Source organism: Streptomyces sp. NPDC047982 (genome assembly GCF_043204165.1).
In the GTDB taxonomy this organism is placed as follows: Bacteria; Actinomycetota; Actinomycetes; order Streptomycetales; family Streptomycetaceae; genus Streptomyces.
Genome location: NZ_JBIDBS010000014.1, coordinates 87,999 through 110,991, shown reverse-complemented (window position 1 = coordinate 110,991; position 22,993 = coordinate 87,999). Strand labels below are relative to the sequence as shown.

The 22,993-nt window shown below is 72.2% G+C and carries 25 protein-coding genes and 3 tRNA genes; 8 read left to right on the top strand and 20 right to left on the bottom strand.

The window, feature by feature from the left end:
* Positions 1–76 precede the first annotated feature (76 nt).
* A complete protein-coding gene (locus ACGF2V_RS18835; protein ID WP_362619181.1) occupies positions 77–1,099 on the top strand; it encodes an adenosine deaminase in 1,023 nt (340 codons plus the stop codon).
* Positions 1,100–1,438: 339 nt separating this feature from the next.
* Here ACGF2V_RS18835 and ACGF2V_RS18830 read toward each other — a convergent pair whose 3' ends face one another.
* From ACGF2V_RS18830 to ACGF2V_RS18800, 7 genes are all read right to left on the bottom strand, one after another.
* Positions 1,439–2,494, bottom strand: coding sequence for a UDP-N-acetylmuramate dehydrogenase (locus ACGF2V_RS18830; protein WP_362619178.1), 1,056 nt, complete (start codon positions 2,492–2,494; stop codon positions 1,439–1,441).
* A 100-nt stretch (positions 2,495–2,594) separates the two neighbouring features.
* Positions 2,595–2,828, bottom strand: coding sequence for a hypothetical protein (locus ACGF2V_RS18825; RefSeq protein WP_362619176.1), 234 nt, complete (start codon positions 2,826–2,828; stop codon positions 2,595–2,597).
* Between the two features lie 52 nt (positions 2,829–2,880).
* Entirely contained in the window at positions 2,881–3,309 is a 429-nt protein-coding gene (locus ACGF2V_RS18820) for a MaoC family dehydratase (RefSeq protein ID WP_362619174.1), read from the bottom strand.
* Positions 3,309–3,761 carry a MaoC family dehydratase N-terminal domain-containing protein gene (locus ACGF2V_RS18815; protein ID WP_362619171.1) on the bottom strand — a complete coding sequence of 151 codons (453 nt, stop codon included), beginning with the start codon at positions 3,759–3,761 and terminating at the stop codon, positions 3,309–3,311. The genes ACGF2V_RS18820 and ACGF2V_RS18815 overlap by 1 nt, the downstream gene beginning before the upstream one ends.
* A 109-nt stretch (positions 3,762–3,870) precedes the next feature.
* On the bottom strand, positions 3,871–4,035 hold the full coding sequence (gene rpmG / locus ACGF2V_RS18810; protein ID WP_003956487.1) for a 50S ribosomal protein L33: 165 nt from the start codon (positions 4,033–4,035) through the stop codon (positions 3,871–3,873).
* 88 nt (positions 4,036–4,123) lie between these two features.
* Positions 4,124–4,196 (bottom strand) — tRNA-Met (locus ACGF2V_RS18805).
* 45 nt (positions 4,197–4,241) lie between these two features.
* Positions 4,242–4,314: transfer RNA gene (locus tag ACGF2V_RS18800), tRNA-Thr, on the bottom strand.
* A 526-nt stretch (positions 4,315–4,840) separates the two neighbouring features.
* Here ACGF2V_RS18800 and ACGF2V_RS18795 point away from each other — a divergent pair.
* Both ACGF2V_RS18795 and ACGF2V_RS18790 read left to right on the top strand, forming a co-directional pair.
* Positions 4,841–6,139: an amidohydrolase family protein gene (locus ACGF2V_RS18795; RefSeq protein WP_362619168.1), complete on the top strand. Its 1,299-nt coding sequence runs from the start codon at positions 4,841–4,843 to the stop codon at positions 6,137–6,139.
* 34 nt (positions 6,140–6,173) lie between these two features.
* Positions 6,174–6,830, top strand: coding sequence for an SDR family oxidoreductase (locus ACGF2V_RS18790; protein WP_362707147.1), 657 nt, complete (start codon positions 6,174–6,176; stop codon positions 6,828–6,830).
* Between the two features lie 182 nt (positions 6,831–7,012).
* Here ACGF2V_RS18790 and ACGF2V_RS18785 read toward each other — a convergent pair whose 3' ends face one another.
* A complete protein-coding gene (locus ACGF2V_RS18785; RefSeq protein ID WP_362707150.1) occupies positions 7,013–7,492 on the bottom strand; it encodes a DUF523 domain-containing protein in 480 nt (159 codons plus the stop codon).
* A gap of 91 nt (positions 7,493–7,583) precedes the next feature.
* Positions 7,584–7,665 (bottom strand) — tRNA-Tyr (locus ACGF2V_RS18780).
* 393 nt (positions 7,666–8,058) lie between these two features.
* On the opposite strand from ACGF2V_RS18780, the gene ACGF2V_RS18775 reads away from it, so the two are divergent.
* The 4 genes from ACGF2V_RS18775 (at position 8,059) to ACGF2V_RS18760 (ending at position 10,774) form a co-directional block, all read left to right on the top strand.
* Positions 8,059–8,547, top strand: coding sequence for a YajQ family cyclic di-GMP-binding protein (locus ACGF2V_RS18775; protein ID WP_362619159.1), 489 nt, complete (start codon positions 8,059–8,061; stop codon positions 8,545–8,547).
* A 237-nt stretch (positions 8,548–8,784) separates the two neighbouring features.
* A complete protein-coding gene (locus tag ACGF2V_RS18770; RefSeq protein WP_362707153.1) occupies positions 8,785–9,429 on the top strand; it encodes a hypothetical protein in 645 nt (214 codons plus the stop codon).
* A gap of 135 nt (positions 9,430–9,564) precedes the next feature.
* The gene (locus ACGF2V_RS18765; protein ID WP_362707155.1) at positions 9,565–10,074 is read left to right on the top strand and encodes a methylated-DNA--[protein]-cysteine S-methyltransferase; all 510 of its coding nucleotides are present in this window, start codon (positions 9,565–9,567) and stop codon (positions 10,072–10,074) included.
* Position 10,075: 1 nt separating this feature from the next.
* Entirely contained in the window at positions 10,076–10,774 is a 699-nt protein-coding gene (locus ACGF2V_RS18760) for an alpha-ketoglutarate-dependent dioxygenase AlkB (protein WP_362619153.1), read from the top strand.
* Here ACGF2V_RS18760 and ACGF2V_RS18755 read toward each other — a convergent pair.
* Entirely contained in the window at positions 10,763–11,392 is a 630-nt protein-coding gene (locus tag ACGF2V_RS18755; RefSeq protein ID WP_362707158.1) for an SMI1/KNR4 family protein, read from the bottom strand. The genes ACGF2V_RS18760 and ACGF2V_RS18755 overlap by 12 nt on opposite strands.
* 98 nt (positions 11,393–11,490) lie before the next feature.
* Between ACGF2V_RS18755 and ACGF2V_RS18750 the strand changes: the two genes are divergently transcribed.
* Entirely contained in the window at positions 11,491–11,892 is a 402-nt protein-coding gene (locus ACGF2V_RS18750; protein ID WP_362619148.1) for a YccF domain-containing protein, read from the top strand.
* Between the two features lie 126 nt (positions 11,893–12,018).
* Here ACGF2V_RS18750 and htpX read toward each other — a convergent pair whose 3' ends face one another.
* From htpX to ACGF2V_RS18700, 10 genes are all read right to left on the bottom strand, one after another.
* Positions 12,019–12,882 (bottom strand): zinc metalloprotease HtpX, encoded by an 864-nt coding sequence (gene htpX / locus ACGF2V_RS18745; protein WP_362619146.1) that lies wholly within the window; start codon positions 12,880–12,882, stop codon positions 12,019–12,021.
* A gap of 329 nt (positions 12,883–13,211) precedes the next feature.
* The gene (locus ACGF2V_RS18740; RefSeq protein ID WP_362707161.1) at positions 13,212–13,670 is read right to left on the bottom strand and encodes an MscL family protein; all 459 of its coding nucleotides are present in this window, start codon (positions 13,668–13,670) and stop codon (positions 13,212–13,214) included.
* Positions 13,671–13,767: 97 nt separating this feature from the next.
* Complete coding sequence (locus tag ACGF2V_RS18735) at positions 13,768–15,450, bottom strand: NADH-quinone oxidoreductase subunit N (RefSeq protein WP_389044598.1); 1,683 nt, start codon at positions 15,448–15,450, stop codon at positions 13,768–13,770.
* Positions 15,451–15,497: 47 nt separating this feature from the next.
* Entirely contained in the window at positions 15,498–17,054 is a 1,557-nt protein-coding gene (locus tag ACGF2V_RS18730; RefSeq protein ID WP_362707235.1) for an NADH-quinone oxidoreductase subunit M, read from the bottom strand.
* Positions 17,055–17,081: 27 nt separating this feature from the next.
* Positions 17,082–19,082, bottom strand: a complete 2,001-nt coding sequence (locus ACGF2V_RS18725; RefSeq protein ID WP_362619140.1) for an NADH-quinone oxidoreductase subunit L — start codon at positions 19,080–19,082, stop codon at positions 17,082–17,084.
* Positions 19,079–19,501 (bottom strand): NADH-quinone oxidoreductase subunit NuoK, encoded by a 423-nt coding sequence (nuoK, locus tag ACGF2V_RS18720; RefSeq protein ID WP_362619139.1) that lies wholly within the window; start codon positions 19,499–19,501, stop codon positions 19,079–19,081. Before nuoK ends, ACGF2V_RS18725 begins: the two co-directional genes overlap by 4 nt.
* On the bottom strand, positions 19,501–20,094 hold the full coding sequence (locus tag ACGF2V_RS18715; RefSeq protein WP_362619136.1) for an NADH-quinone oxidoreductase subunit J: 594 nt from the start codon (positions 20,092–20,094) through the stop codon (positions 19,501–19,503). The genes nuoK and ACGF2V_RS18715 overlap by 1 nt, the downstream gene beginning before the upstream one ends.
* Positions 20,091–20,774 (bottom strand): 4Fe-4S binding protein, encoded by a 684-nt coding sequence (locus ACGF2V_RS18710; RefSeq protein WP_362619331.1) that lies wholly within the window; start codon positions 20,772–20,774, stop codon positions 20,091–20,093. The genes ACGF2V_RS18715 and ACGF2V_RS18710 overlap by 4 nt, the downstream gene beginning before the upstream one ends.
* The gene (locus ACGF2V_RS18705) at positions 20,771–21,739 is read right to left on the bottom strand and encodes a complex I subunit 1 family protein (RefSeq protein ID WP_362619134.1); all 969 of its coding nucleotides are present in this window, start codon (positions 21,737–21,739) and stop codon (positions 20,771–20,773) included. Before ACGF2V_RS18705 ends, ACGF2V_RS18710 begins: the two co-directional genes overlap by 4 nt.
* Complete coding sequence (locus tag ACGF2V_RS18700) at positions 21,736–22,899, bottom strand: NADH-quinone oxidoreductase subunit C (protein ID WP_362707238.1); 1,164 nt, start codon at positions 22,897–22,899, stop codon at positions 21,736–21,738. The genes ACGF2V_RS18705 and ACGF2V_RS18700 overlap by 4 nt, the downstream gene beginning before the upstream one ends.
* Positions 22,900–22,993: the final 94 nt, after the last annotated feature.

The window sequence follows — 22,993 nt, the reverse complement described above, 5'->3', positions numbered from 1 at the left end:
GGCGATTTGTTCGTGCGCCATCCCGGATGGGGAAAGCGGCTACCGCCGGACCCCGCGCGTGCGGCAAGATCCTGGAATGGAGCGTGACGTACGGCTGTTGCCCAAGGCCCACCTGCACCTGCATTTCACCGGGTCCATGCGGCCCACGACCCTGCTCGAACTCGCCGACAAGTACGGCGTGCGCCTGCCGGAGGCCCTGACCGGAGGCGAACCGCCCCGGCTGCGGGCCACGGACGAACGCGGCTGGTTCCGCTTCCAGCGGCTCTACGACATCGCCCGCTCCTGCCTGAGAGCCCCCGAGGACATCCAGCGGCTGGTGCGCGAGACGGCCCAGGAGGACGTCGCCGACGGTTCCGGCTGGCTGGAGATACAGGTCGACCCCACCTCGTACGCCCCGCTGCTGGGAGGGCTGATCCCGGCGATCGAGATCATCCTGGACGCGGTGGACGCCGCCTCGCGCGGGACCGGTCTGCCGATGCGGGTGGTGATCGCGGCGAACCGTATGAAGCACCCGCTGGACGCCCGGACCCTGGCCCGGCTCGCGGTGCGGTACGCGGACCGGGGCGTGGTGGGCTTCGGCCTCTCCAACGACGAGCGCCGGGGCATGGCCCGGGACTTCGACCGGGCCTTCGCCATCGCCCGGGACGGCGGTCTGCTGGCCGCCCCGCACGGCGGTGAGCTGTCGGGCCCCGCCAGCGTGCGGGACTGCCTGGACGACCTGGACGCCTCCCGGATCGGGCACGGCGTCCGGGCCGCCGAGGACCCGCGGCTGCTGCGCCGACTGGCGGAGAGCGGGGTGACCTGCGAGGTGTGCCCGGCGTCGAACGTGGCGCTGGGCGTCTACGAGAAGCCCGCCGATGTCCCCCTGCGCACTCTGTTCGATGCCGGGGTGCCGATGGCGCTGGGCGCGGACGACCCGCTGCTCTTCGGTTCCCGGCTGGCCGCCCAGTACGACCTCGTACGGCACCACCACGCGTTCACCGACGAGGAGCTCGCGGAGCTGGCCCGGCAGTCCGTACGCGGCTCCGCCGCACCGGCCCCGGTGCGCGCGGAGCTGCTGGCGGGCATCGACGACTGGCTGGCGCAGCCCGTCGGCTGAGCCGCGGTCCGCGTCGGCCCGGATCCGTCCGCCTCCGCCCGATCGGGTACCGGACGGTCGGCGGCGGTCCGCGCGGCGGCGCCAGACCGCCTCACGGCCGATGCGGCCTATGCGACGCCCACGCCGGCCGACGACCGGGTCGCGGTGAGGCAGGACGTGGGCGCGGCGCACTGAAGGGTCCCGCCGGGCGGTGGCGTGCCAAGAGGCGTGCGGCCTGGCGTACTGGCGTGCGCCCGAGGCGCCGCCGGGCGGTGGCGTGCGGGACTGGTGCACGTCCGGGAGCGCCGCCGGCCGCCGACCATCCGTCGTACGCGCCCTACAGGCTCACGTGTCCGCGTCCTACAGGCTCACGCCGACCGTGACGGGCTCGTTGACGAGCGTGACGCCGAACGCCTCGTGGACGCCGGCGACGACCTCGCGTGCGAGTGCGAGAAGGTCCTCGGTGGTGGCGCCGCCCCGGTTGGTGAGCGCGAGGGTGTGCTTGGTGGAGATACGGGCCGGTCCGGTGCCGTACCCCTTGGTGAAACCGGCCCTGTCGATGAGCCAGGCCGCGGAGGTCTTGGTGCGCCCCCCGTCCGCGGGGAAGGCGGGGGGCGTCACGTCGGGGCCGAGCCGGTCCCTGACGCGGGCGAGGAACGCCTCGTACTGGGCCGCTTCCAGGATCGGGTTGGTGAAGAAGGAACCCGCCGACCAGGAGTCGTGGTCCTCGGGGTCCAGGACCATGCCCTTGCCTGCGCGGAGCTTGAGCACGGTTTCGCGAGCGGCCGAGGCGGGCACGCGCTCGCCCTGTTCGACACCCATGGCGCGGGCTGTCTCGGCGTATTTCAGGGGCGCGGACAGACCGCCCGCGTCCTCCAGCTCGAAACGGATACGGAGCACCACGAAGCGGTCGGGTTCGGCCTTGAAACGGCTGTGCCGGTACGAGAACGCGCATTCTGCGTTGGAGAGGGTGACCGTTTCGCGGGCCTGCCGGTCGTAGGCCACGACCTCCGTGATCGTGGAGGCCACCTCCTGGCCGTAGGCGCCGACGTTCTGGATCGGCGTCGCCCCGGCGGAGCCCGGGATTCCGGCCAGGCACTCGATGCCTGCGAGACCCGCCTCGACGGTACGGGCGACAGCGTCCGTCCAGACCTCTCCGGCGGCCAGCTCCAGCGTGGAGCCGTCCAGGGCGAAGCCCTCGGTCGCGATGCGCAGGGCGGTGCCGTCGAAGCCCTTGTCGCCGATGACCAGGTTGCTGCCGCCGCCGATGACGAGGAGCGGGGTACCGGTGTCGTCGGCCTCGCGCACGGCCTCGATCACCTCGGCGTCGGTCGTCGCCGTGAGGAGGCGGGTGGCGGGACCGCCGAGACGGAAGGTGGTCAGGGGGGCGAGGGGGGCGTCGTGGAGTTCCAGCACGGGGACAAGAGTACGGTCCGTGGTCCCACCGCTCGGGCGGGGCCACGGACCGGGGCGCCGGGAAGGGGCTGTGTCCACCTGTGCGGGACGCGAGGGCCGCTCAGGCGGCGACGAGGACGCGCTCCCCCGCCGTCCCGTCCGCCGCCCGGCTCTCCGGCGCCGGGGCGCTGCCGCGGCCCGGGACCAGCAGGGCGACGAGGGCGGCCGGGGCCACCGCTCCGGCGCCGAGCCACAGCGCCGGGACGGTGCCGTCCGTGAAGAGGAGAAGACCGTGGCGAGCACGGTCGGTGCCCCGCGCCGGCCGGCGTACGCCGGGAGACGCGGCGAGGGGCACCGCCCCCCAGGACGGTGCCCCTCGCGCGCTCGCCGGTCCGCGCTCGCCGGTCTCAGGCGAGCTGCACCACGGCCCGGGCCATGCCCAGCACCTTCTTGCCCTCGCTCATGGCCGTCAGGTCCACCCGCACCCGCTTGTCGTCGAGCAGGGCGGCCACCTTGGCGCCGACCTCGATCAGGGCGCCCTCGTCGTCGTTCGGCACGACGACCGGTTTGGTGAACCGCACCCCGTACTCGACGACCGCACCGGGGTCGCCCACCCAGTCCGTGACTACACGGATCGCCTCGGCCATGGTGAACATGCCGTGCGCGATCACGTCCGGCAGTCCGACCTCGCGGGCGAACTTCTCGTTCCAGTGAATCGGGTTGAAGTCCCCGGAAGCGCCCGCGTACTGCACCAGCGTCGCCCGGGTCACCGGGAAGGACCGCGTCGGCAGCTCCGTGCCGACCTCGACCGACTCGTATCCGATCTTCGCCGTCATCACGCCTCCTCGGCGGCTCGCGCCACCAGCTTCGTCCACGCGGTCACCACGTGTTCACCCGACGCGTCGTGGACCTCGCCGCGGATGTCCAGGACGTCGTTGCCCGCCAGGGACTTGATGCCCTCGATCGTCGAGGTGACCGTCAGCCGGTCCCCCGCCCGCACGGGGCGCGTGTAGGCGAACTTCTGGTCGCCGTGCACCACGCGGCTGTAGTCCAGACCCAACTGCGGGTCCTGTACCACCTGCCCGGCGGCCTTGAAGGTGATCGAGAAGACGAACGTCGGCGGCGCGATCACATCGCTGTGGCCGAGTGCTTGGGCGGCCTCGGGGTCGGCGTACACCGGATTCGTGTCGCCCACCGCCTCGGCGAACTCGCGGATCTTCTCGCGGCCGACCTCGTACGGCGGGGTGGGCGGATAGGTCCGCCCCACGAAGGACTGGTCGAGCGCCATGAGCTCGCTACCTCCTGATGAAAGGTGAAAAGGGCCGAAACAACAGACAGCCCCAATACAACGACACGAGGCCGCCCCCATCGGGGACGGCCTCGTGTACGAGCCTGATTCAGCGCGTTTCGCGGTGCGCGGTGTGCGAGTTGCAGCGCGGGCAGTGCTTCTTCATCTCAAGACGGTCCGGGTTGTTGCGCCGGTTCTTCTTGGTGATGTAATTCCGCTCCTTGCACTCCACGCAGGCCAGCGTGATCTTCGGGCGGACGTCGGTGGCAGCCACGTGAGTGCTCCTTGACGGACGGATGGACGGATGAACGCAAAAAAGAGTAGCCGATCGAAGGACCGACCCCGCAATCGGCTACCGTGGGTAGCGGTGACCGGACTTGAACCGGTGACACAGCGATTATGAGCCGCTTGCTCTACCGACTGAGCTACACCGCTTTGATGAAGGGTCCCCCCGCCGAAGCGGGGATTCCCGATCACCAGAGCCCCAATGCGGAATCGAACCGCAGACCTTCTCCTTACCATGGAGACGCTCTACCGACTGAGCTATTGGGGCGAGCGAGGAAGACATTACACGCTCGGTCGCCGGTTGCCCAAATCGGTTTGGGGGCCTCGCTCCCGGCGGCCGGTCCGCCCGCCCGTCATCCGCCTCGCTCCCGCTTGCCGGCCGCCTGATCAGCGCCTCGACCATCACACAGGCCACGGCCGTTCCACCCGGACCCGCACGAAGCAGCGGCCACCGCCGCCCCTTTCCCAGCAGCGCCGCCCCCCTTTTCCCGCGGCCCGGACAATGCCTCGCCGCCCCATGGGCCACGGTGTTCGCCCCAGCTCACCTCTGGCGGCCACCGCCGTCCCGGACGCCCGCCCGCGGCCCGGACGCCTTCGGAGCCACACCGGTACGACTATTTCGCTCCTCCTCGAACCGGACCGAACACGCCCCTAGGCTCGACTCACTCTGCGTGATCTTCCGCGCCTTTCCAGTCGCCCTCTCCCCTCCCTCTCACCCCTTCTTCCTTCCTTTCCGTCACCACCCTTCGCACCCCTCGCACCCCCCGCCAGGGACTTCCCGTTCCAGGAGCGCGATGCCCGACAGCCACCCGCGGCCGTCCGACGACCACGCCGACGACCCTGCCGACGCGTCCGGCGGACCCGATACCGCCACGACCGCCGAGACGAACCCCCTGGTGCTCTGCGGCGCCCGCCTCACCGACGGCCGCGTCGTGGACGTGCGGCTCGGTGGCGGACGCATCGAGGCCGTCGGCACCGCGGGCAGTCTGGCCGCCCCCGGCGCCCGGGTGGACCTGCGAGGCCATCTGCTCCTCCCGGCTCCCGTGGAACCCCACGCCCACAGCGACACCGCGCTCACCGCCGACGGCACGGGCCCCGGCATCCCGGGCCCCGTATCGCACCGACCCCAGGACATCCAACGCCGGGCCACCGAGGCCGCGCTGCTGCAGCTCGGCCACGGCACCACCGCGCTGCGCGCGCACGTATGGATCGGCTCGGTCCAGGGTCTCGCCTCGCTCGACGCCGTTCTCCGGGCCCGGGACTCGCTGCGCGGGCTCGTCGAACTCGCACCGGTGGCCGTGCCCCGGCTGCTCACCGGCGTCGCGGGCGCCGACAACCTGGCCATGCTGCGCGACGCGGTGAAGACGGGGGCGTGCGCGGTCGGCGGCTGCCCCGACCTCGACCCGGACCCGGCGGGCTACGCGGAGGCCGTGCTGGAGATCGCCGCCGAGTACGGCTGCCCCGTCGACCTGCACACGGACGGTGACGACCCGGCTCGGCTCGGGCGGCTGGCCGCCGTGGCGGGCGGAGTACGGTCCGGGGTCTCCGTCGGCCCGTGCGCCGGTCTGGCCCGGCTCCCCTCACAGTCCGCGACCCGGGCCGCCGATCAGCTCGCCGCGGCCGGGGTGACGGTGATCTGCCTCCCGCAGGGCGGCTGTTGCGGGGTGGAGGGCCGGGGCACCGCGCCCGTGGGGCTGTTGCGCGCGGCCGGGGTACGGATCGCGGCGGGCAGCGGGGCGCTGCGGGACGTCACGAACCCGGTGGGCCGCGGGGACCCGCTGGAGGCCGCGTATCTGCTGGCCTCGCAGAGCGGGCTGGGGCCCGACGAGGCGTACCGGGCGGTCTCCTCGGCTGCCAGGAAGGCGATGGGTCTGCCCGAGGTCCGGGTCGAGGCGGGGTTTCCGGCCGAGCTGCTCGCCGTGCGCGGGGAACAGCTCTCAGGCGTGCTGTCGCTCGCGTACAGCCGGATCGTGGTGCACCGCGGCCGGGTGGTGGCACGGACGAGCGCCGTGCGCGAGTACTGCGACTCGGAGACCGTCGTCGCCCTCGGCCTGCCGCGCCAGGGCCGTCCGGATCCGTTCGGCTGGCCCTGAGCACGGCGGCCCACAGCGGCGTACGGTCGGAAGCATGCGCATTGTCATCGCAGGTGGACATGGCCAGATCGCGCTGCGGCTGGAGCGGCTGCTCGCCGCGCAGAGGTACGAGGCGGTCGGCATCATCCGTGATCCGGAACAGGGCGCGGACCTCCGGGCGGCGGGCGCCGAACCGGTCGTCCTGGACCTGGAGTCGGCCTCCGTGGACGACGTGGCGGCGGTGCTGCGCGGGGCCGACGCGGCGGTCTTCGCGGCCGGCGCGGGCCCGGACAGCGGCGCGGCGCGCAAGGAGACGGTGGACCGCGGCGCGGCGGTGCTGCTCGCTGACGCGGCCGAGCGGGCGGGTGTACGGCGCCTGGTCGTGGTCTCGTCGATGGGCGCCGACCCCGATCGTCCGGGCGACGAGGTCTTCGACGCGTACTTGCGGGCGAAGGGAGCCGCAGACGCGTACGTGCGCTCCAGGACCGCGCTGGACTGGACGATCCTGCGCCCGGGCATGCTGACGAACGACGCGGGCACGGGGATGGTCCATCTGGCTGTCTCGACCGGCCGTGGACCGGTGCCGCGCGACGACGTGGCGGCGGCGCTGCTGGAGCTGCTGGAGACTCCGGCGACGGCGGGGCTGACGCTGGAACTCGTCTCGGGACACGTGCCGGTGGCGGTCGCGATCAAGGACGTGGCGGGAAACTGAGCCCGGCACCAGCGGGGTGCCGGCCCTGCGGCCACGTACGGTGCCCGCGCCGCCCAGGCGTCGGAAACGACCACGTGTGGCTCCGGGCCGCGCGGATCGGCGTCGGCCACGTACAGCTCTGCGCCCCGCGGATCGGAGACGATCACGTGCGGCGCCCGGCGCCTCGCGGGTCGGTGACGCCCTCAGTCGCGCGGGGCCGGGCGGACCGTGATGCCGTTGCGCTCCAGCAGGGCGGCGGTGACGCCGTCGCCCTCACGGAGCTCTCCCGTGAACGTGCCGTCGTAGACCGTGCCGCGCCCGCAGGAGGGGCTGCGGCTCATCAGCAGCGCCTCGGCGCATCCTGACCCGCGCGCGGCCTGCAGCGCGCGCTGCGCGCCGTCCACGAACTCCCGCGTCACGTCGCGCCCGGTGTCGTCGACGACGCGGGCGCGGCCGTCCAGGACGTCGTGGCCGTCGCCGCCGACGATCTCCGCGGGGCGGCGCGGGGTGGGCAGTCCGGCGGCCACCTCCGGGCAGAAGGACACGGGCCGGCGCTCCCCAATGGCCTCGGTCACCGCGTCGGACGCCTTGCCTTGGCCGTCGAAGCGGCACGGCACACCGCGCAGACAGGCGCTGACCAGTACAGGTGCGGACGCAGGTACGGGTACGGGTGCAAGTTTCATGATCACGACCTTCGCGGCAGACCCGGGGCGCAGGCCGGCGGGCCACGGAAACGAAGAAGGCCCCTGTTCTGTGAACAGGGGCCTTTTCCTGTGGCGGCGCCAGGATTCGAACCTGGGAAGGCTGAGCCGGCAGATTTACAGTCTGCTCCCTTTGGCCGCTCGGGCACACCGCCTGGGATTGCTGCCCTTGAGACCGCTTTTTGGCGGCGCTCCCTGGCAACGACGTAAACGATACCCGATGCCCGGGGGTGCTCCGCCACCGGATTGATCAGCGGCTCGATCGGTGCGGATGGCCAAGGGCTGTCCCTGATCCGTGACGGATCAGCATGCGGCGTCGGATGCGGTGCGTCGCAAGCCGGAGAGGCGTCCGCGTCCCGGATGTGTGCGGATGTTCCGACAACGCGGCGAGGTAGCCGCGGCTGTCGTCGCGCACCCGCCGGGGATCAGGGGACAGCCCTTAGGCTTTGACCGGCGGGGGGCGGGGCCGGGAGGCCCGCGACCACCCCCGTACACACCTCGTTTTCCAGCACGTTTTCCAGCACCCCCGATCCAAGGAGCCACACGTCATGGCCGACTCCAGTTTCGACATCGTCTCGAAAGTCGAGCGGCAGGAGGTCGACAACGCCCTCAACCAGGCCGCCAAGGAAATTTCGCAGCGTTACGACTTCAAGGGCACCGACGCCTCGATCGCCTGGTCCGGCGAGAAGATCCTGATGTCGGCGAACGGCGAGGAGCGGGTCAAGGCGATCCTCGACATCTTCCAGTCCAAGCTGATCAAGCGCGGCATCTCGCTGAAGGCGCTGGACGCGGGCGAGCCGCAGTTGTCCGGCAAGGAGTACAAGATCACTGCCTCGATCCAGGAGGGCATCTCCCAGGAGAACGCCAAGAAGGTGGCGAAGATCATCCGCGACGAGGGTCCGAAGGGCGTCAAGGCTCAGGTCCAGGGCGACGAGCTGCGGGTCAGCTCGAAGAGCCGGGACGACCTCCAGGCGGTCCAGGCCCTGCTGAAGGGCAAGGACCTCGACTTCGCGATCCAGTTCGTGAACTACCGCTAGAGCTTCGTGAACCGCCGCTGGTTGCAGTGCCCATCCCGGCACTGGAGCAGGACCCCTGCCTCCGAAAGCACCGGCTTCCGGCGTCGGTCTTCGGCCGGGGAGTGCGCGTCGCGGCGCGGCGCGGAGGACTCCAGGCCCCGCCCCCTCGGCGCGCGCTCCCCGGCGTTCGTCATGCGCCCGTTCGGCCGTTCGGCCGTTCGGGCACATCGCGAACCGGGCGTATGCCAGGCTGGGGAAGTGTCCTCCGAGTCCGCCCTCCCCGATGTCTGGCACACCCCGGCCGAGCCGACGCCGTTCGAGGGCGGTGAGGTCTTCCTGGGGGCCGATGCCGGGTCGGTGCTGGACTTCTGGCGCTACGCGATGCCCGATCTGCGGGCCAACACGACCCGGGGCCTGCTCGCGGAGTTCCTGGTCCACCGCGCGGTCGGCGCCGAGCAGCGCAACGCGGAGTGGGAGAGCTTCGACGTGCTGGCACCGGACGGGCTCAGGATCGAGGTCAAGACCAGCGCCTACCTCCAGGCGTGGGGGCAGCGCCGGCTGTCCGAGATCCGCTTCTCCCGGCTGCGCGGGCGGACCTGGACCCCCGAGGGCGGCGGTGCCACGGAACAGTCCTACAACGCCGACGTCTACGTCTTCGCGCTCCACACCGCGCGCACCCACGCCGCGTACGACCCGCTCGACATCGGCCAGTGGCGCTTCCACGTCGCCTCCCGGGCACTCGTGGAGGACACCGGGCAGGCCAGCCTGGGCCTGGCCTCCGTACGGAGGCTCTGCGGCGAGCCCGTCGGCTACGGGGGGCTCGCTGAGCGCATCACGGCCTGTGGCCGGTCACGGCCCGCGCCCGGCACGCTCGACGTCCCGACCACTCGTCGGCCCGGCTGACCGCCGCCTCCAGCGCTGTCCACCCCGGGCGTGATGTCCGAATACCGCCGGTCGCGGGGCGGCCGGGGACGCAGACTGGTGGGTGCCGGGCGGTGATCCTGTCGCCCGGCGCGACGGGCGCGGAGAGGACGAGCCATGACCATGTACGCGACGGTCGACAGCCCGCTGGGTGAACTGCTGTTGGTCGGCGAGGGGGCCGCCGACGTGGCCGGAGGGGTCGCGCTCGCCTCGCTCTCCCTGCCCGGCCAGAAGGGCGCCGCCGTCGTCCGGGACGACTGGGTGCGCGCGCCGGACGTCTTCGACGGGATCGCCGCACAGCTGCGGGAGTACTTCTCGGGGCGGCTGACCCGTTTCGACATCGCGTACGCCGCCGGCGCGGGCACGGACTTCCAGCGCCGGGTGTGGGCCGTGCTCGACACCGTCCCGTACGGGGAGACCGTCTCGTACGGGCAGGTCGCCGAGCGGGTCGGAGCGTCCGGGGCGGGAGTGCGGGCCGTGGGCACGGCGATCGGACGCAATCCGCTGCTGGTCGTGCGGCCGTGCCATCGGGTGATCGGCGCGGACGGGGCCCTGCGCGGCTACGCGGGCGGCCCGGAACGCAAGGAACGGCTGCTGAGGCTGGAAGGCGCTGCGGCGGTGCGCTGACGTGTCCGGACTCTTTCCCAGACCGCGGGCCGTCGTCGCGCCCGGGGCCGTGCATGTGCCGGAGTGGCTGTCGCCCGCGCGTCGGCGGGAGCTGGTGGCCGCCTGCCGGGAGTGGGCGCGCGGGCCGGTGCCGCTGCGGCACACGGTGCTGCCGGGCGGCGGTGTGATGTCGGTGCGGACGGTCTGCCTGGGCTGGCACTGGCAGCCGTACCGCTACTCGCGCACGGCCGACGACGTGAACGGCGCGCGGGTCGCCGCGTTCCCCGACTGGCTCGCGGAGCTGGGCCGGGAGGCGCTGGTGGCGGCGTACGGGGACGAGAGCCCGGCGCGGACGTACGCGCCGGACGCCGCCCTCGTCAATTTCTACGACGACGCGGCGCGGATGGGCATGCACCAGGACAAGGAGGAAAGGTCCGGTGCCCCGGTGGTGTCGCTCAGCATCGGCGCCACCTGCGTCTTCCGGTTCGGGAACACGGAGAACCGGGGAAAGCCCTGCACGGACGTGGAGTTGGCCTCCGGCGACCTGTTCGTCTTCGGCGGACCGTCGCGCTTCGCCTTCCACGGCGTACCGAGGATCGTCCCCGGGACGGCCGATCCCGCGTCGGGGCTGACTCATGGCCGCCTCAACCTGACCCTCCGCGAGACGGGACTCGGCCCCCTCGGTGCTCCCGGGCGATCCCGACGGTCCTCACGGTCCTGACGGTCCTGACGGTCCGGGTGAGCCGGGTGAGCCGGGTGGTCCGGGGGCGTCGACGGCCGCGGGGCATACGCGGGCGCCGAAGTCGGGCCAGGGTTCCATGTCGGCTTCCTCGTCCTCCGACTCCTCGCAGTGCCACGCGGTGCCGTCCAGCCAGGCGTGCAGCCACTGGGCGAGATCGGGCTTGTCCACGTACCAGGCGCGCTCCGGCTCGTCGGCGTTCGGTTCGAAGAGCAGGACCGTGGTGCGCTCGCTGCGGCAGTCCACGCAGGAGTACATCCCGCAGCCCAGGCTGCATATCGGCAGCACGCCCTCCGGCCACGGCCACTCCCCCTCCTCCGCCTCCTGGCGGAGTGCGAGGTACCGCGCGACGGCCGACTCCTCCCCGTCCGGCGTCCGGTCGCCGATCAGCGGCAGGAAGCCGTACGCGGGCCCGAAGCCGCCGTTGGCCGTCCGGGTGTACAGCGCGGTCAGCAGGGGCGGCAGGGGGAAGCCCAGGGCGGCCTCGGCCCGTTCGACGCCCTCGGCGGACAGGGGCGCCGGGAGCGGGCGCGCCGCCCGGCGCGGCCCGGTGCGCGCGGTCTCGTCCACGGTCGCCAGCAACCGCTCGGTGTCCTTCATGCGTTCATGGTGAATGACGGCACTGACAATCGGCCGGAACGGCGGTCCACGCAACGGGGGCGGCGCTGCCGGGCGAAACGCGTGGAAGGCTGGGAAGCATGAAGCTGCTGCAACTGATCCTGAACGTCCTGTGGGTGGTCTTCTGCGGGTTCTGGATGGCCCTCGGATATCTGGTGGCCGCGATCATCTGCTTCGTGCTCATCGTGACGATCCCGTTCGGCATCGCGTCCCTGAGGATCGCGGGCTACGTCCTGTGGCCGTTCGGGCGGACGACCGTGGAGCGGCCCGACGCCGGGGCGCCCTCGTTCGTCGGCAACGTCGTCTGGCTCGTCTTCGCCGGGTGGTGGCTGGCGCTCGGGCACCTGCTGACCAGCATCCCGCTGTTCGTGTCGATCATCGGCATCCCGTTCGGCTGGGCGAACCTGAAGCTGATCCCGCTCTCCCTCATGCCGCTGGGGCGCGAGGTGGTCCCGACCGACGAGAGGTTCGGAGCGCGATAAGCGGTCGGGGCGCGACAAGCGGTCAGCCGGCGCAACAAGCGGTCGGGGCGCGACAAGCGGCCCGCACGGAAACCCCCGCACGGGGTGACTCGTGCGGGGGGGACCGGTGCGCGGGGCGAGAGGTCTCTACGGGCGGCGGCCCGCCATCTGCTCCAAGCGGGCGATGCGCTCCGCCATCGGCGGGTGCGTCGAGAACATCTTGGCCATGCCCTGACCGGGGCGGAAGGGGTTCGCGATCATCATGTGGCTCGCGGCCTCGATCCTCGGCTCGGGAGGCAGCGGAAGCTGCTTCGTGCCCGCGTCGAGCTTCCGCAGGGCAGCGGCGAGGGCCAGCGGGTCGCCGGTGAGCTGGGCTCCCGAGGCGTCGGCCTCGTACTCGCGGGAGCGGCTCACGGCCAGCTGGATGACGGAGGCGGCGAGCGGGCCGAGGATCATGATCAGCAGCATGCCGAAGATGCCGGGGCCCTCGTCGTCGTTGGACCGGCCGACCGGGACCAGCCAGGCGAAGTTGACCAGGAACATGACGACGGAGGCGAGCGCCCCGGCGACGGACGCGATCAGGATGTCGCGGTTGTAGACGTGGCTCAGCTCGTGCCCGAGGACGCCGCGCAGCTCTCTCTCGTCGAGGATCTGGAGGATTCCCTCGGTGCAGCAGACCGCCGCGTTGCGAGGGTTGCGGCCGGTGGCGAAGGCGTTGGGGGCCTGGGTCGGGGAGATGTAGAGCCGGGGCATGGGCTGCCGGGCGGCCGTCGAGAGCTCACGGACCATGCGGTACAGCCCCGGGGCCTCGAACTCGCTGACGGGGCGGGCCCGCATGGCCTTCAGCGCCAGCTTGTCGCTGTTCCAGTACGCGTAGGCGTTGGTGCCGACGGCCACGAGAAGCGCGATGATCAGGCCCGTACGTCCGAAGAAGCTTCCGATGACGATGATGAGCGCGGACAGACCGCCGAGAAGTACGGCGGTCTTCAGCCCGTTGTGCCGGCGGTGCACGGTACGCCCTCCAAGTGGTGCGGCAGGGGGACCCTTTGCTCGGTGGTCTCCACTTCCCCAGTGGAGCCTCCCGTACGGGTCAACGCCAGGCGGGGTGAGCTAGTTCCCTTGCCCGTACCGCCGCCGGGCGGGGCCGGTCCGGGCCGCACCGTCCGGGCGGGCCCTGCGCCGTACGGGTGGCGGGGCCGTGCGCACCCCGTCGTCCGTGTCCGTAACATGCCCCGTCGTCCGTGTCCGTGGCGTGGCCCGTCGTCCGTACCGCACCCGTGTCCGTACCGTGCCCCGGCAAGATCCGTGCCGTGCCCGGGTGGGATCCGTGCCGGGGTGGGTCAGCGCTGGGCGGGGAGCCCGGCGACCGCGAGGGCCTGGGGGTCCGGCTCGACCTCGCTGGTGCAGTGGGCGCAGCGGGAGGCGACGGCCGGGATCTCGGTGTAGCAGCGCGGGCAGTCGCGCATGGCGGCCTTGATGTCGACCTTCTCGTCGGCCTTGGAGAAACGGTTCTGGACCTTCGCCATGGGCACGACGACGCCGAAGTAGAGCACCGCCGCGGTGATCAGGAAGGCGATGGCGGCGGCCAGGAACTTCCCGTACGGGAAGACCGTGCCCTCGATCGCGAACTCCGCGGAGCTGAAGTCGCCGACCGAACCGGTGGCGAGACCGATCAGCGGGGTGATGAACGCGGTGCTGAACCCGGTGACGACGGCGGTGAACGCGGATCCGACGGCCAGACCGATGGCCATGGAAATGATGTTTCCGCGCAGGATGAAGTCCTTGAACCCGTTCAGCACTGCTCTTGCTCCCTCTGGGACCTGGTGTGGTGTCGCGATGTGCGGCGATAGACCTTGCCCTGCAGGGACCGTCCCGGGCAAACCGATCTTGGGCAGGTCAGAAGAGACTGACGGCGGCGAATTCCAGGATGGTCTGCGGGGCGCCGGAGAGCACGATGCCCGCGACGGCGGTGACGGCGATCGCGAGGGTGACGGGGACCGGGGCGAGGTGTCTCGTGGGGGCGGGTGCGACCGGGATCGCGGTCTGTGGCTCCCCGGCGGGCCGATCCGGGACCTCCTCCGGGGTCCGCTCCGGGACCTCGTCCGGGGCGCGGAAGAGCGCCGCCGTCCACCGCAGGTAGTAGTACAGCGCGATCACCACGTTGACGGCCATGACGACCGCGAGCCAGCCGAGTCCCGCGTCGACGGCTGCGGAGAAGACCGTGACCTTGGCGAAGAGGCCGATGATGCCGGGCGGCAGTCCGGCGAGGCAGAGCAGGAAGAAGGCCAGTGCGAGGGCGGTGAGGGGGCGATCGGCGTAGAGGCCACGGTAGTCCGAGAGCCGGTTCCCGGGGCGGGTACGGGCGACGAGCGCGGCGACCGCGAACGCGCCGAGGTTCACGACGGCGTACATGAGGGCGTACGCGACGGTGGAGCCGATGTGCCGGTCGCTGGCGTACGCGGCGGCGGCGATCGGCACCAGGAGGTAGCCGGCCTGGCCGACGGAGGACCAGGCGAGCAGGCGTACGGCGCTGCGGGCGCGGGCGGCGTTCTGGCGCAGGGCGGCGACGTTGCCGACGGTCATGGTGAGCGCGGCGAGGACGGCGAGGGCCGGCCCCCAGACGTCGGCGTAGGCCGGGAACCCGATCACGGTGACGAGGATGAGGCCGGAGAAACCGGCTGCCTTGCCGACGACCGAGAGATAGGCGGCGACCGGCAGGGGGGCGCCGACGTATGTGTCAGGGACCCAGAAGTGGAAGGGCGCGGCAGCCGTCTTGAACGCGAAGCCGACGAGGGTGAGGACGACGCCCGCCTCGGCCAGGGTGCCGAGCTGCCCCGGTACGTCGTCGAGCCGGGTGGCCAGTTCCGTGAGATGGAGGGTGCCGGTGGCCGCGTACACGAAGCTGACGCCGAGGAGCATGACGGCGGTGGCGACGACGGAGGAGAGGAAGAACTTCAGCGCGGCCTCGGAGGACCGGCGGTCGCCGCGCTTCAGACCGACGAGGGCGAAGGCGGGCAGCGAGGCGACTTCGAGGGCGATGACGAGGGTGGCGAGGTCGCGGGCGGCGGGCAGCAGCACGGCGCCGGACGCGGAGGACAGCAGCAGGAACCAGAACTCGCCGGCCGGGAGCCTGCGGGTGTCGTCGAGCGAGAGCAGGGCGGTGAGCAGGGCGGCGACGAGGACGAGGGCCTGGATGACGAGGGCGAAGTGGTCGGCGGTGTAGCTGCAGGCGCCGGTGACGCCGGTGCCGGTGGCGGCCGGGGTGAGGCAGAAGGTGGAACGGTCGCCGTCGCGCAGCGGGAGGAGGAGGGCGAGTGCGGCGACGAGTCCGGCGAGGGTGATCAGGCCGAGGAGCGGCTTGCGTTCCCTGGGCAGGAAGAGGTCGGCGACGAGGACGATCAGGGCGGCGGCCGCGACGACGGCGGGAGGCGCGATCGCGAGCCAGTCGACGGACTGGACGAAGCTGGTGGCGCTGTCGGCGGCCGTGCTGACGAGACCGCTGCCGCCGTGGGTCGCGGCGACGAAGCCGGTGGCGCTGTCCGCGGCCGTGGTGACGTGGGCGGTGGCGGCGTCGGGCACGGCGGTGACGACACCCGGGGTGACGCTCGGGGCGACGGCGGCTGTGGTCACGACTTGCCTCCTGCGAGGAGCTTTTGCACGGCGGGGTCGGTGAGGCCGAGGAGGACGGCGGGCCACAGGCCGGCGAGGACGGTGAGGGCGACGAGCGGGGTCCAGGTGGCGAACTCGTACCCCTGGACGTCGGCGAGTCGCGGTTCCTCCCGCGTCCCACCGGTCTCGCCCATGCAGACGCGGCGTACGACGATCAGCATGTACGCGGCGGTGAGCAGGGTGCCGAACGCGGCGATCGCCATGAAGGTGAGGAAGGCGGGGCGGCTGAGTCCGTCGGCGGGGTCGAAGGACCCGAACAGGGCGAGCATCTCGCCCCAGAACCCGGCGAGGCCGGGCAGGCCGAGGGAGGCGATCGCGGCGAAGGCGAGGAGGCCGCCGAGGCGGGGCGCCCGGCCGTAGAGCGCGGCCCCGGTCGCGCCGGAGAGGGTGTCGAGGTCGGCGGTGCCGTACCGGTCCTTGACGGCGCCGACGAGGAAGAACAGCAGGCCGGTGATGAGGCCGTGGGCGATGTTGGCGAAGAGCGCACCGTTGACGCCGGTGGGGGTCATGCTCGCGATGCCGAGGAGCACGAAGCCCATGTGGCCGACGGAGGAGTACGCGATCAGGCGCTTGAGGTCGCCCTTGGATCCGGGGCGGGCCAGCGCCAGGCAGGCGAGGGATCCGTAGACGATGCCGACCACCGCGAAGGCGGCGAGGTAGGGCGCGAAGGTGTGCATGCCGTCGGGGGCGGCGGGGAGCAGGATGCGGACGAGCCCGTACGTGCCCATCTTCAGCAGGACACCCGCGAGCAGCACCGAGCCGACGGTCGGGGCGGCGGTGTGGGCGTCGGGGAGCCAGCTGTGCAGCGGCCACATCGGGGTCTTCACGGCGAGCCCGATCCCGATCGCCAGAACGGCGATGACCTGCACGGACGTGGTGAGCCCACGGCCGTTGTCAGTGGCGAGTGCCACCATGTCGAAGGTGCCGCTCTTCAGCCCGATGAGGAGCAGGCCCAGCAGCATGATCACCGAGCCGAGGAGGGTGTAGAGGATGAACTTCCAGGCGGCGGCCTGCCTGCCCGCACCGCCCCAGCGGGCGATCAGGAAGTACATGGGGATGAGCACCATCTCGAACGCCAGGAAGAACAGCACCAGGTCGAGGACGGCGAAGGTCGCGAGGGTGCCGGATTCCAGGGCGAGGACGAGAGCGACGAACGCCTTCGGGGAGGGGCCCGCAGGCATCTTGAAGTAGCTGTACAGGGCGCAGAGGAAGGTCAGCAGCGCGGTCAGTACGAGGAGGGGGAGCGAGATGCCGTCGATGCCCAGGTGGATGCGGACGTCGAGCGCCGGGATCCAGCTGATGTCGGTCGTCGCCTGCATCTTCGACGGGTGGTCGTGGTCGAAGCCCGCGACGAGGAGGAGCGTGGCGGCGAGGACCGCCCCGGTGACGGTCACACCGTGGCGGAGCACGGCCTGGTCGGGGCCGGTGCCCTTCAGCCCGGGCGGGGCGGGCAGCAGGGCGGCCACGGCGCCGACGAGCGGGGCGAGGACGACGAACGCGAGAAGGAACTGCATCACGGATTCACTGATATCGATCACGGCTCACGACCCGGCGTTGGCGTTGGCGAAGACGATGGCGGCGATCGCCAGGACCAGGGAACCGGCGAGCAGTGCGCTGAGGTAGGTCTGCACGTTGCCCGTCTGGGAGCGGCGGACGGCGGCGCCGAGCCAGCGCGCTCCGGTACCGGAGCCGCGTACGTAGGTGTCGACGACCTCGCGGTCCAGGAAGCGGACCAGGTCGGCGGCGGCCCGGACGGGACGGACGAACAGCGCCGCGTACAGGCGGTCGAGGTGGAAGCCGGTGGCGGCGTGGCGGTGGAGCGGGCCGAGCAGGAGGCGGCCCGGGTCGGCCGGGTCGGGGGCGTCCCCGGCGGTGCCGTAGGCGGCGGTGTGCGCGGTCAACGCCTCCGCCTCGACGAGGGCGGGTTCGGCGTCGGGGTGGGGGGCGACGGTGCCGACGGCGGTACGGGCGGCGAGTGCCGAGGTGTGGCGCCAGGCGCCGTAGGTGACGAGGCCGCCGACGAGTCCGATGCCCGTGGAGAGGACGGCGGTGGTGAGGGAGGGGGTGAGGCCGTGGTCGTCGAACCAGTCGCCGATCGCGCCGACGGTCAGCCCGAAGGCGATGGTGGGAACGGCGAGGATCCACAGGACGGTGGTCATCGCGACGGGCTGGCGGCCGTGGTCCGGGGCCTCGGCGCCGCGGCCACGGAAGGCGAGGAGCCAGAGGCGGGTGGCGTACGCGGCGGTGAGGGCGGCGGTGAGCAGTCCGGCGACGAGGACGGTCCAGCCGGCGGCGGACGGGGCGACGTGCCGGTCCCCGAGCGCGGTGTGCTCGGCGGCGACGAGGACGGCTTCCTTGGAGAAGAAGCCGGAGAACGGCGGGATGGCGGCGAGCGCGAGCAGGGCGACGGTCATCGTCCAGTAGGCGTCCGGGATGCGCTTCGCCAGGCCGCCCATGCGGGACATGGCGGCCAGTGAGTTGGTCCCGGCGGCGTGGATGACGACGCCCGCCGCGAGGAAGAGGACGGCCTTGAACGCGCCGTGCGAGAGGAGGTGGAAGACGGCGGCACCGCGGTCGCCGACGGCCAGGGCGCCGGCCATGTAGCCGAGCTGTCCGATGGTCGAGTAGGCGAGGACGCGCTTGATGTCGTCCTGGGCGAGGGCGGAGAGGGCGGACCCGGTCATCGTGACCGCGGCCATGACGGCGAGGACGACGAGCGCCGCGCCGGACTGGGCGAAGACGGGGAGGAGCCGGGCCACGAAGTAGACGCCGGCGGCGACCATCGTCGCGGCGTGGATCAGCGCGGAGACGGGAGTGGGGCCGGCCATCGCGTCGGGCAGCCAGGTGTGGAGGGGGAACTGCGCGGACTTCCCGGCCACGCCCGCGAGGAGCAGCAGGGCGATGAGCGTGGGGTGGTCGAGGCCGCCGTTCGCGACGGCGCCCAGGATGCGGGTGATGCGGAACGAGCCGGTGTCGGCGGCGAGCGCGAACAGCCCGATCAGGAAGGGGACGTCGCCGAGTTTGGTGACCAGGAACGCCTTGAGGGAGGCGGCGCGGGCCTCGGGCGTCTCCCAGTAGTGGCCGACGAGGAAGTACGAGCAGATGCCCATGATCTCCCAGCCGACCAGGAGCACCATCAGGTCGCCGGAGTAGACGACGAGGAGCATCGCGGAGGTGAAGAGGGAGACGAGAGCGGTGTACGAGGGGTAGCGGGGGTCGTCGCGGAGGTAAGCGGTCGAGTAGATCTGCACGCAGGTCGCGACGAGCCCGACCAGGACGGCGACCAGGACCGCGAAGCCGTCGAGGTGCAGGGCGAGGTCGATCGGCACGGACCCGGTGGGGGTGAGCCGGGTCGCCGCGTCGACGGCCGGCCCGCCGCCCTGGCGCGCGGCGACGACGACGGCGAGCAGGAAGGCGGTGAGCGTGGGCAGTACGGCGAGGGGGCGTACGAAGCCGGGGGCGATGCGTCCGGTGAGCAGACCGCCCGCGGCGCCCAGGAACGGAAGGAGGGGGACGAGGACGGCGAGGGTCGTGGTGGTCACGGGGTGGCCCCTGCCTTCTGTGCCTTCCCTGCCGGAGCAGTGGCCTGGTCTGCGGTGTCGTGGTTCCCGTCGGTGCCGGGGGGCGGCTCGTCGGGGAGCGTCTCGGCGGCGTCGGTCTCGGCGGTGTCACGGAGGCGGTCGATGTCCGAGGTGCCCCGGTTGCGGTACACGGCGAGGACGATGGCCAGGCCGATGCCGATCTCCGCCGCCGCGACGGCGATGGTGAAGAGGGTGAGGGCCTGTCCGGCGTGGAGGGTGTCGCGGAGCCAGACGTCGAAGGCGACCAGGTTGAGGTTGACGGCGTTGAGCATCAGCTCGACGGACATCAGGACCAGGATCGCGTTGCGGCGGGCGAGCACCCCGTACAGCCCGGTGCAGAAGAGGAGGACGGCGAGCACGGCGGGGTAGGCGAGGTGCATCAGCTCTGCTCCTTACCGCGCTTGCGGGACAGGACGACCGCACCGACAAGGGCGGCGAGCAGCAGGACGGAGAGCGCCTCGAACGGCAGCACCCAGTGCCGGAAGAGGGAAGCGCCGGTCGCTTCCGTAGAGCCCCCGACCGGTCCGTCGAGGTCGATCCAGGTGGTACGGAAGGCGTCGACGACGACCCAGACGAGCGTGCCCGCGGCGGCGACCGCGACGCCGAGCGCCACCCAGCGGTTGCCGGAGTCGGCGTCCGGGGAGCGGCCGATGGGGGCCTTGGTGAGCATCAGCCCGAAGAGGAGGAGGACGACCACGGAGCCGACGTAGATCAGCACCTGTACCCAGGCGATGAACTCGGCGGTGAGCAGGAGGTACTCGACGGCGAGTCCGCCGAGCGCCACGACGAGCCACAGGGCGGCGTGCACCAGTTGCCTGGTCGTGACGGTGACGAGGGCGGCGCCGAAAGTGGCGAGACCGACGAGCACGAACGCGATCTCGATCCCGGTCGGGGAGAGGAAGCCGGAGGGTGCGGAAGGGAGGGACTGGGCGGCCCCGGCGGCGGACTGGGCCGCGATGGCTGCGAGTGTCACGCCTCTCCCTCTGCTTCCTTCGGTTGCTTCTGTTCCTGCTGCTGGTGCTGCTGTTGCTGCTGGTCCTTGTGGGTGCGCCGGGTCTCGGTGGGCTGCTGGGCCTCGGTGGCACGCCGGGTCTCGGTGGCCTGTTGTGCCTCCTGTGCCTCCTTGGCGCGCTGGGCCTGAAGCTTCTCCGCCGTCTTGCGGGCGGCGGCCATCTCCTTCGGCTCCTCGGCCCCCGGATCGAGCGCGGGCGGCTCAGGCACCGTCCACATCCACTCGCGGAGCTTGTCGCGCTCGTGGGTGAGTTCGAGGATGTCCGTCTCGGCGTACTCGAACTCCGGCGACCAGAACAGGGCGTCGAAGGGGCACACCTCGATGCAGATGCCGCAGTACATGCAGAGCGAGAAGTCGATCGCGAAGCGGTCGAGGACGTTGCGGCTCCGCTCGCGTCCGCCCGGGGCGGCGGCCGGCACCGTCTCCTTGTGCGAGTCGATGTAGATGCACCAGTCCGGGCACTCACGGGCGCAGAGCATGCAGACCGTGCAGTTCTCCTCGAACAGCGCGATGACGCCACGGGACCGGGGCGGCAGTTCGGGCTGGACATCCGGGTACTGCGCGGTGACGTTCTTCCGTGTCATTGTCCGCAGGGTGACGGCCAGGCCCTTGGCCAGGCCGGAGCCGGGAACGGCCATCAGTTGATCGCCACCTTCACGATGCCGGTGAGCGCGATCTGCGCGAGAGCGAGCGGGATGAGCGTGGTCCAGGCGAGCTTCTGGAGCTGATCCTCGCGGAGCCGGGGATAGGTCACCCGCAGCCAGATGACGACGAAGGCGAGGATCGCGGTCTTGAGGAGCGTCCAGACCCAGCCGAGTCCGTCGGCGCCGAACGGGCCGTGCCAGCCGCCGAGGAAGAGGACGGTGGTCAGTCCGCACAGCACGACGATGCCCGCGTACTCGGCGAGCAGGAACAGCGCGAAGCGCAGCCCGGTGTACTCGGTGTACGCGCCGAAGATGATCTCCGAGTCGGCGACCGGCATGTCGAAGGGCGGGCGCTGGAGCTCGGCGAGCCCCGCCACGAAGAAGACCAGCGCGCCGGTGATCTGCCAGGGCAGCCACCACCACTCGAAGGCGTCGAGGATGCCCGGGAGCGAGACGGTCCCGGCGGCCATCGCGACGGAGGCGGCGGCGAGCAGCATCGGCAGTTCGTACGCGAGCAGCTGGGCGGCTGTGCGCAGTCCGCCGAGAAGGGAGAACTTGTTGGCCGAGGCCCAGCCCGCCATCAGCGAGCCGAGCACGCCGACGCCCATCACGGCGAGCACGAAGAAGATGCCCGCGTCGACGACCTGCCCGACCGCGCCCTCAGCGGGGCCGATCGGGAGGGCGACGAGGACCAGGAGGTACGGGAGCAGCGCGACGGCCGGTGCGAGCTGGAAGACGCGGCGGTCGGCGTCGGCCGGTACGACGTCCTCCTTCTGCGCGAACTTCACGCCGTCCGCGACGAGCTGCGCCCAGCCGTGGAAGCCACCCGCGTACATGGGTCCGAGGCGGCCCTGCATATGGGCCATCACCTTGTGCTCGGTCTGCCCCACGACGAGCGGGAGGACCATGAACGCGACGAAGACGATGGCGAGACGGAGGGCGACGTCGAGTACGTCGTTCACGCGGTATCGCCTCCGTCGGGACGGTCGGGGGTTTCGGGCGGGGTGGAGTCGGGCGACTCGGCGGAAGCCGGCGACGTGGTGAGGTCGGGCTCGGCAACGTTCGGCGACGCGGCGGAGTCCGGAGACGCGGCGGAGTCCGGACCGGGGGTGCTCCCAGGGGTGCCGCTCTCCGGGGCGGTCCCGGGTGCGTCGAAGGCCGGGCGGGCGTGGTGCCAGGGCGCGTCGCCGCTCTCGACCCTCGGCGGTGGGCCGGACGGCGCTCCCGTGGCTGCCGGGCCGGTCGAAACCGAGTCGGCCGAGGCCGGGCCGGTCGAAGCCGAGGCCGAGCCGGTCGTCGGCGGCTTCGGGGCCGTGTCCCGGGCAGGCGTCGTGGGTGCGGCCGGTCCGGTGCCCGGCTCGGCGGCGGCCTGCCGTTGGCTGGCGGAACCCTGGGAGGCGCTGCGCGTGCGGCGCGGGCGTGCGGGGGGCGCGGCCTCTGCGGCCTCGGTCGACGTCGCCGTCGGCCGGCTGCTGGCCGAGCCCTCGCTCGCGCTGCGGGTGCGCCGTACCGCACGGTCGCCCGCCGCACGCGGGGTGCGGGCGGGGCGGGACGGGGCGGGCGGGAGCTGGCCCTTCAGCGGGCCCCACTCGTTCGGGTCGGGGACGCCGGGCGGCAGCATCGTGCGCCGCTTCGGGCCGCCGTGCTCCGACTCGCCCGGTTCCTTCGCGCCCGGCCACGCCTTGGCGACGCGGGCCGCCAGAACGAAGTCCTTGCGCAGCGGGTGACCCTCGAACCCCTCGGGCAGCAGCAGCGGCACCAGATGGGGGTGGCCCTCGAAGCCGATGCCGAACATCTCGTGCGTCTCGCGCTCGTGCCAGGCGGCGCCCGCGTAGACGTGGACGGCCGTGGGGAGCGACGCGGCTTCGTGCGGAACGGTCGTACGGACGAGGAGGCGCCGGACCGCGCCCTGTGCCAGGGCCGCGACATGGGCGCACACCCGGAAGCCGGTGCCCGGCTCGTCGACCGCGCTCAGCCAGTCGAAGTAGGTGCAGCCCAACCGGTCGCGGGCCGTTTCGAGGGCGGCGGTCCAGGAGCGCGCGGGCACGTCGACGGTCAGCAGGTCGTATGCGAACTCGGCCGTCGCGCCCTCGCCGAAGAGTTCGGCGGCGGCGTCCGGCAGCCGGTCGTAGTCGGTGGAGTCGTGCGCGTCCCGCTCGTGGGGCGCACGCTCCTCGCCACCTTCGCGGTTCGCGCGGTCGCGGTGGTTTTCCGTT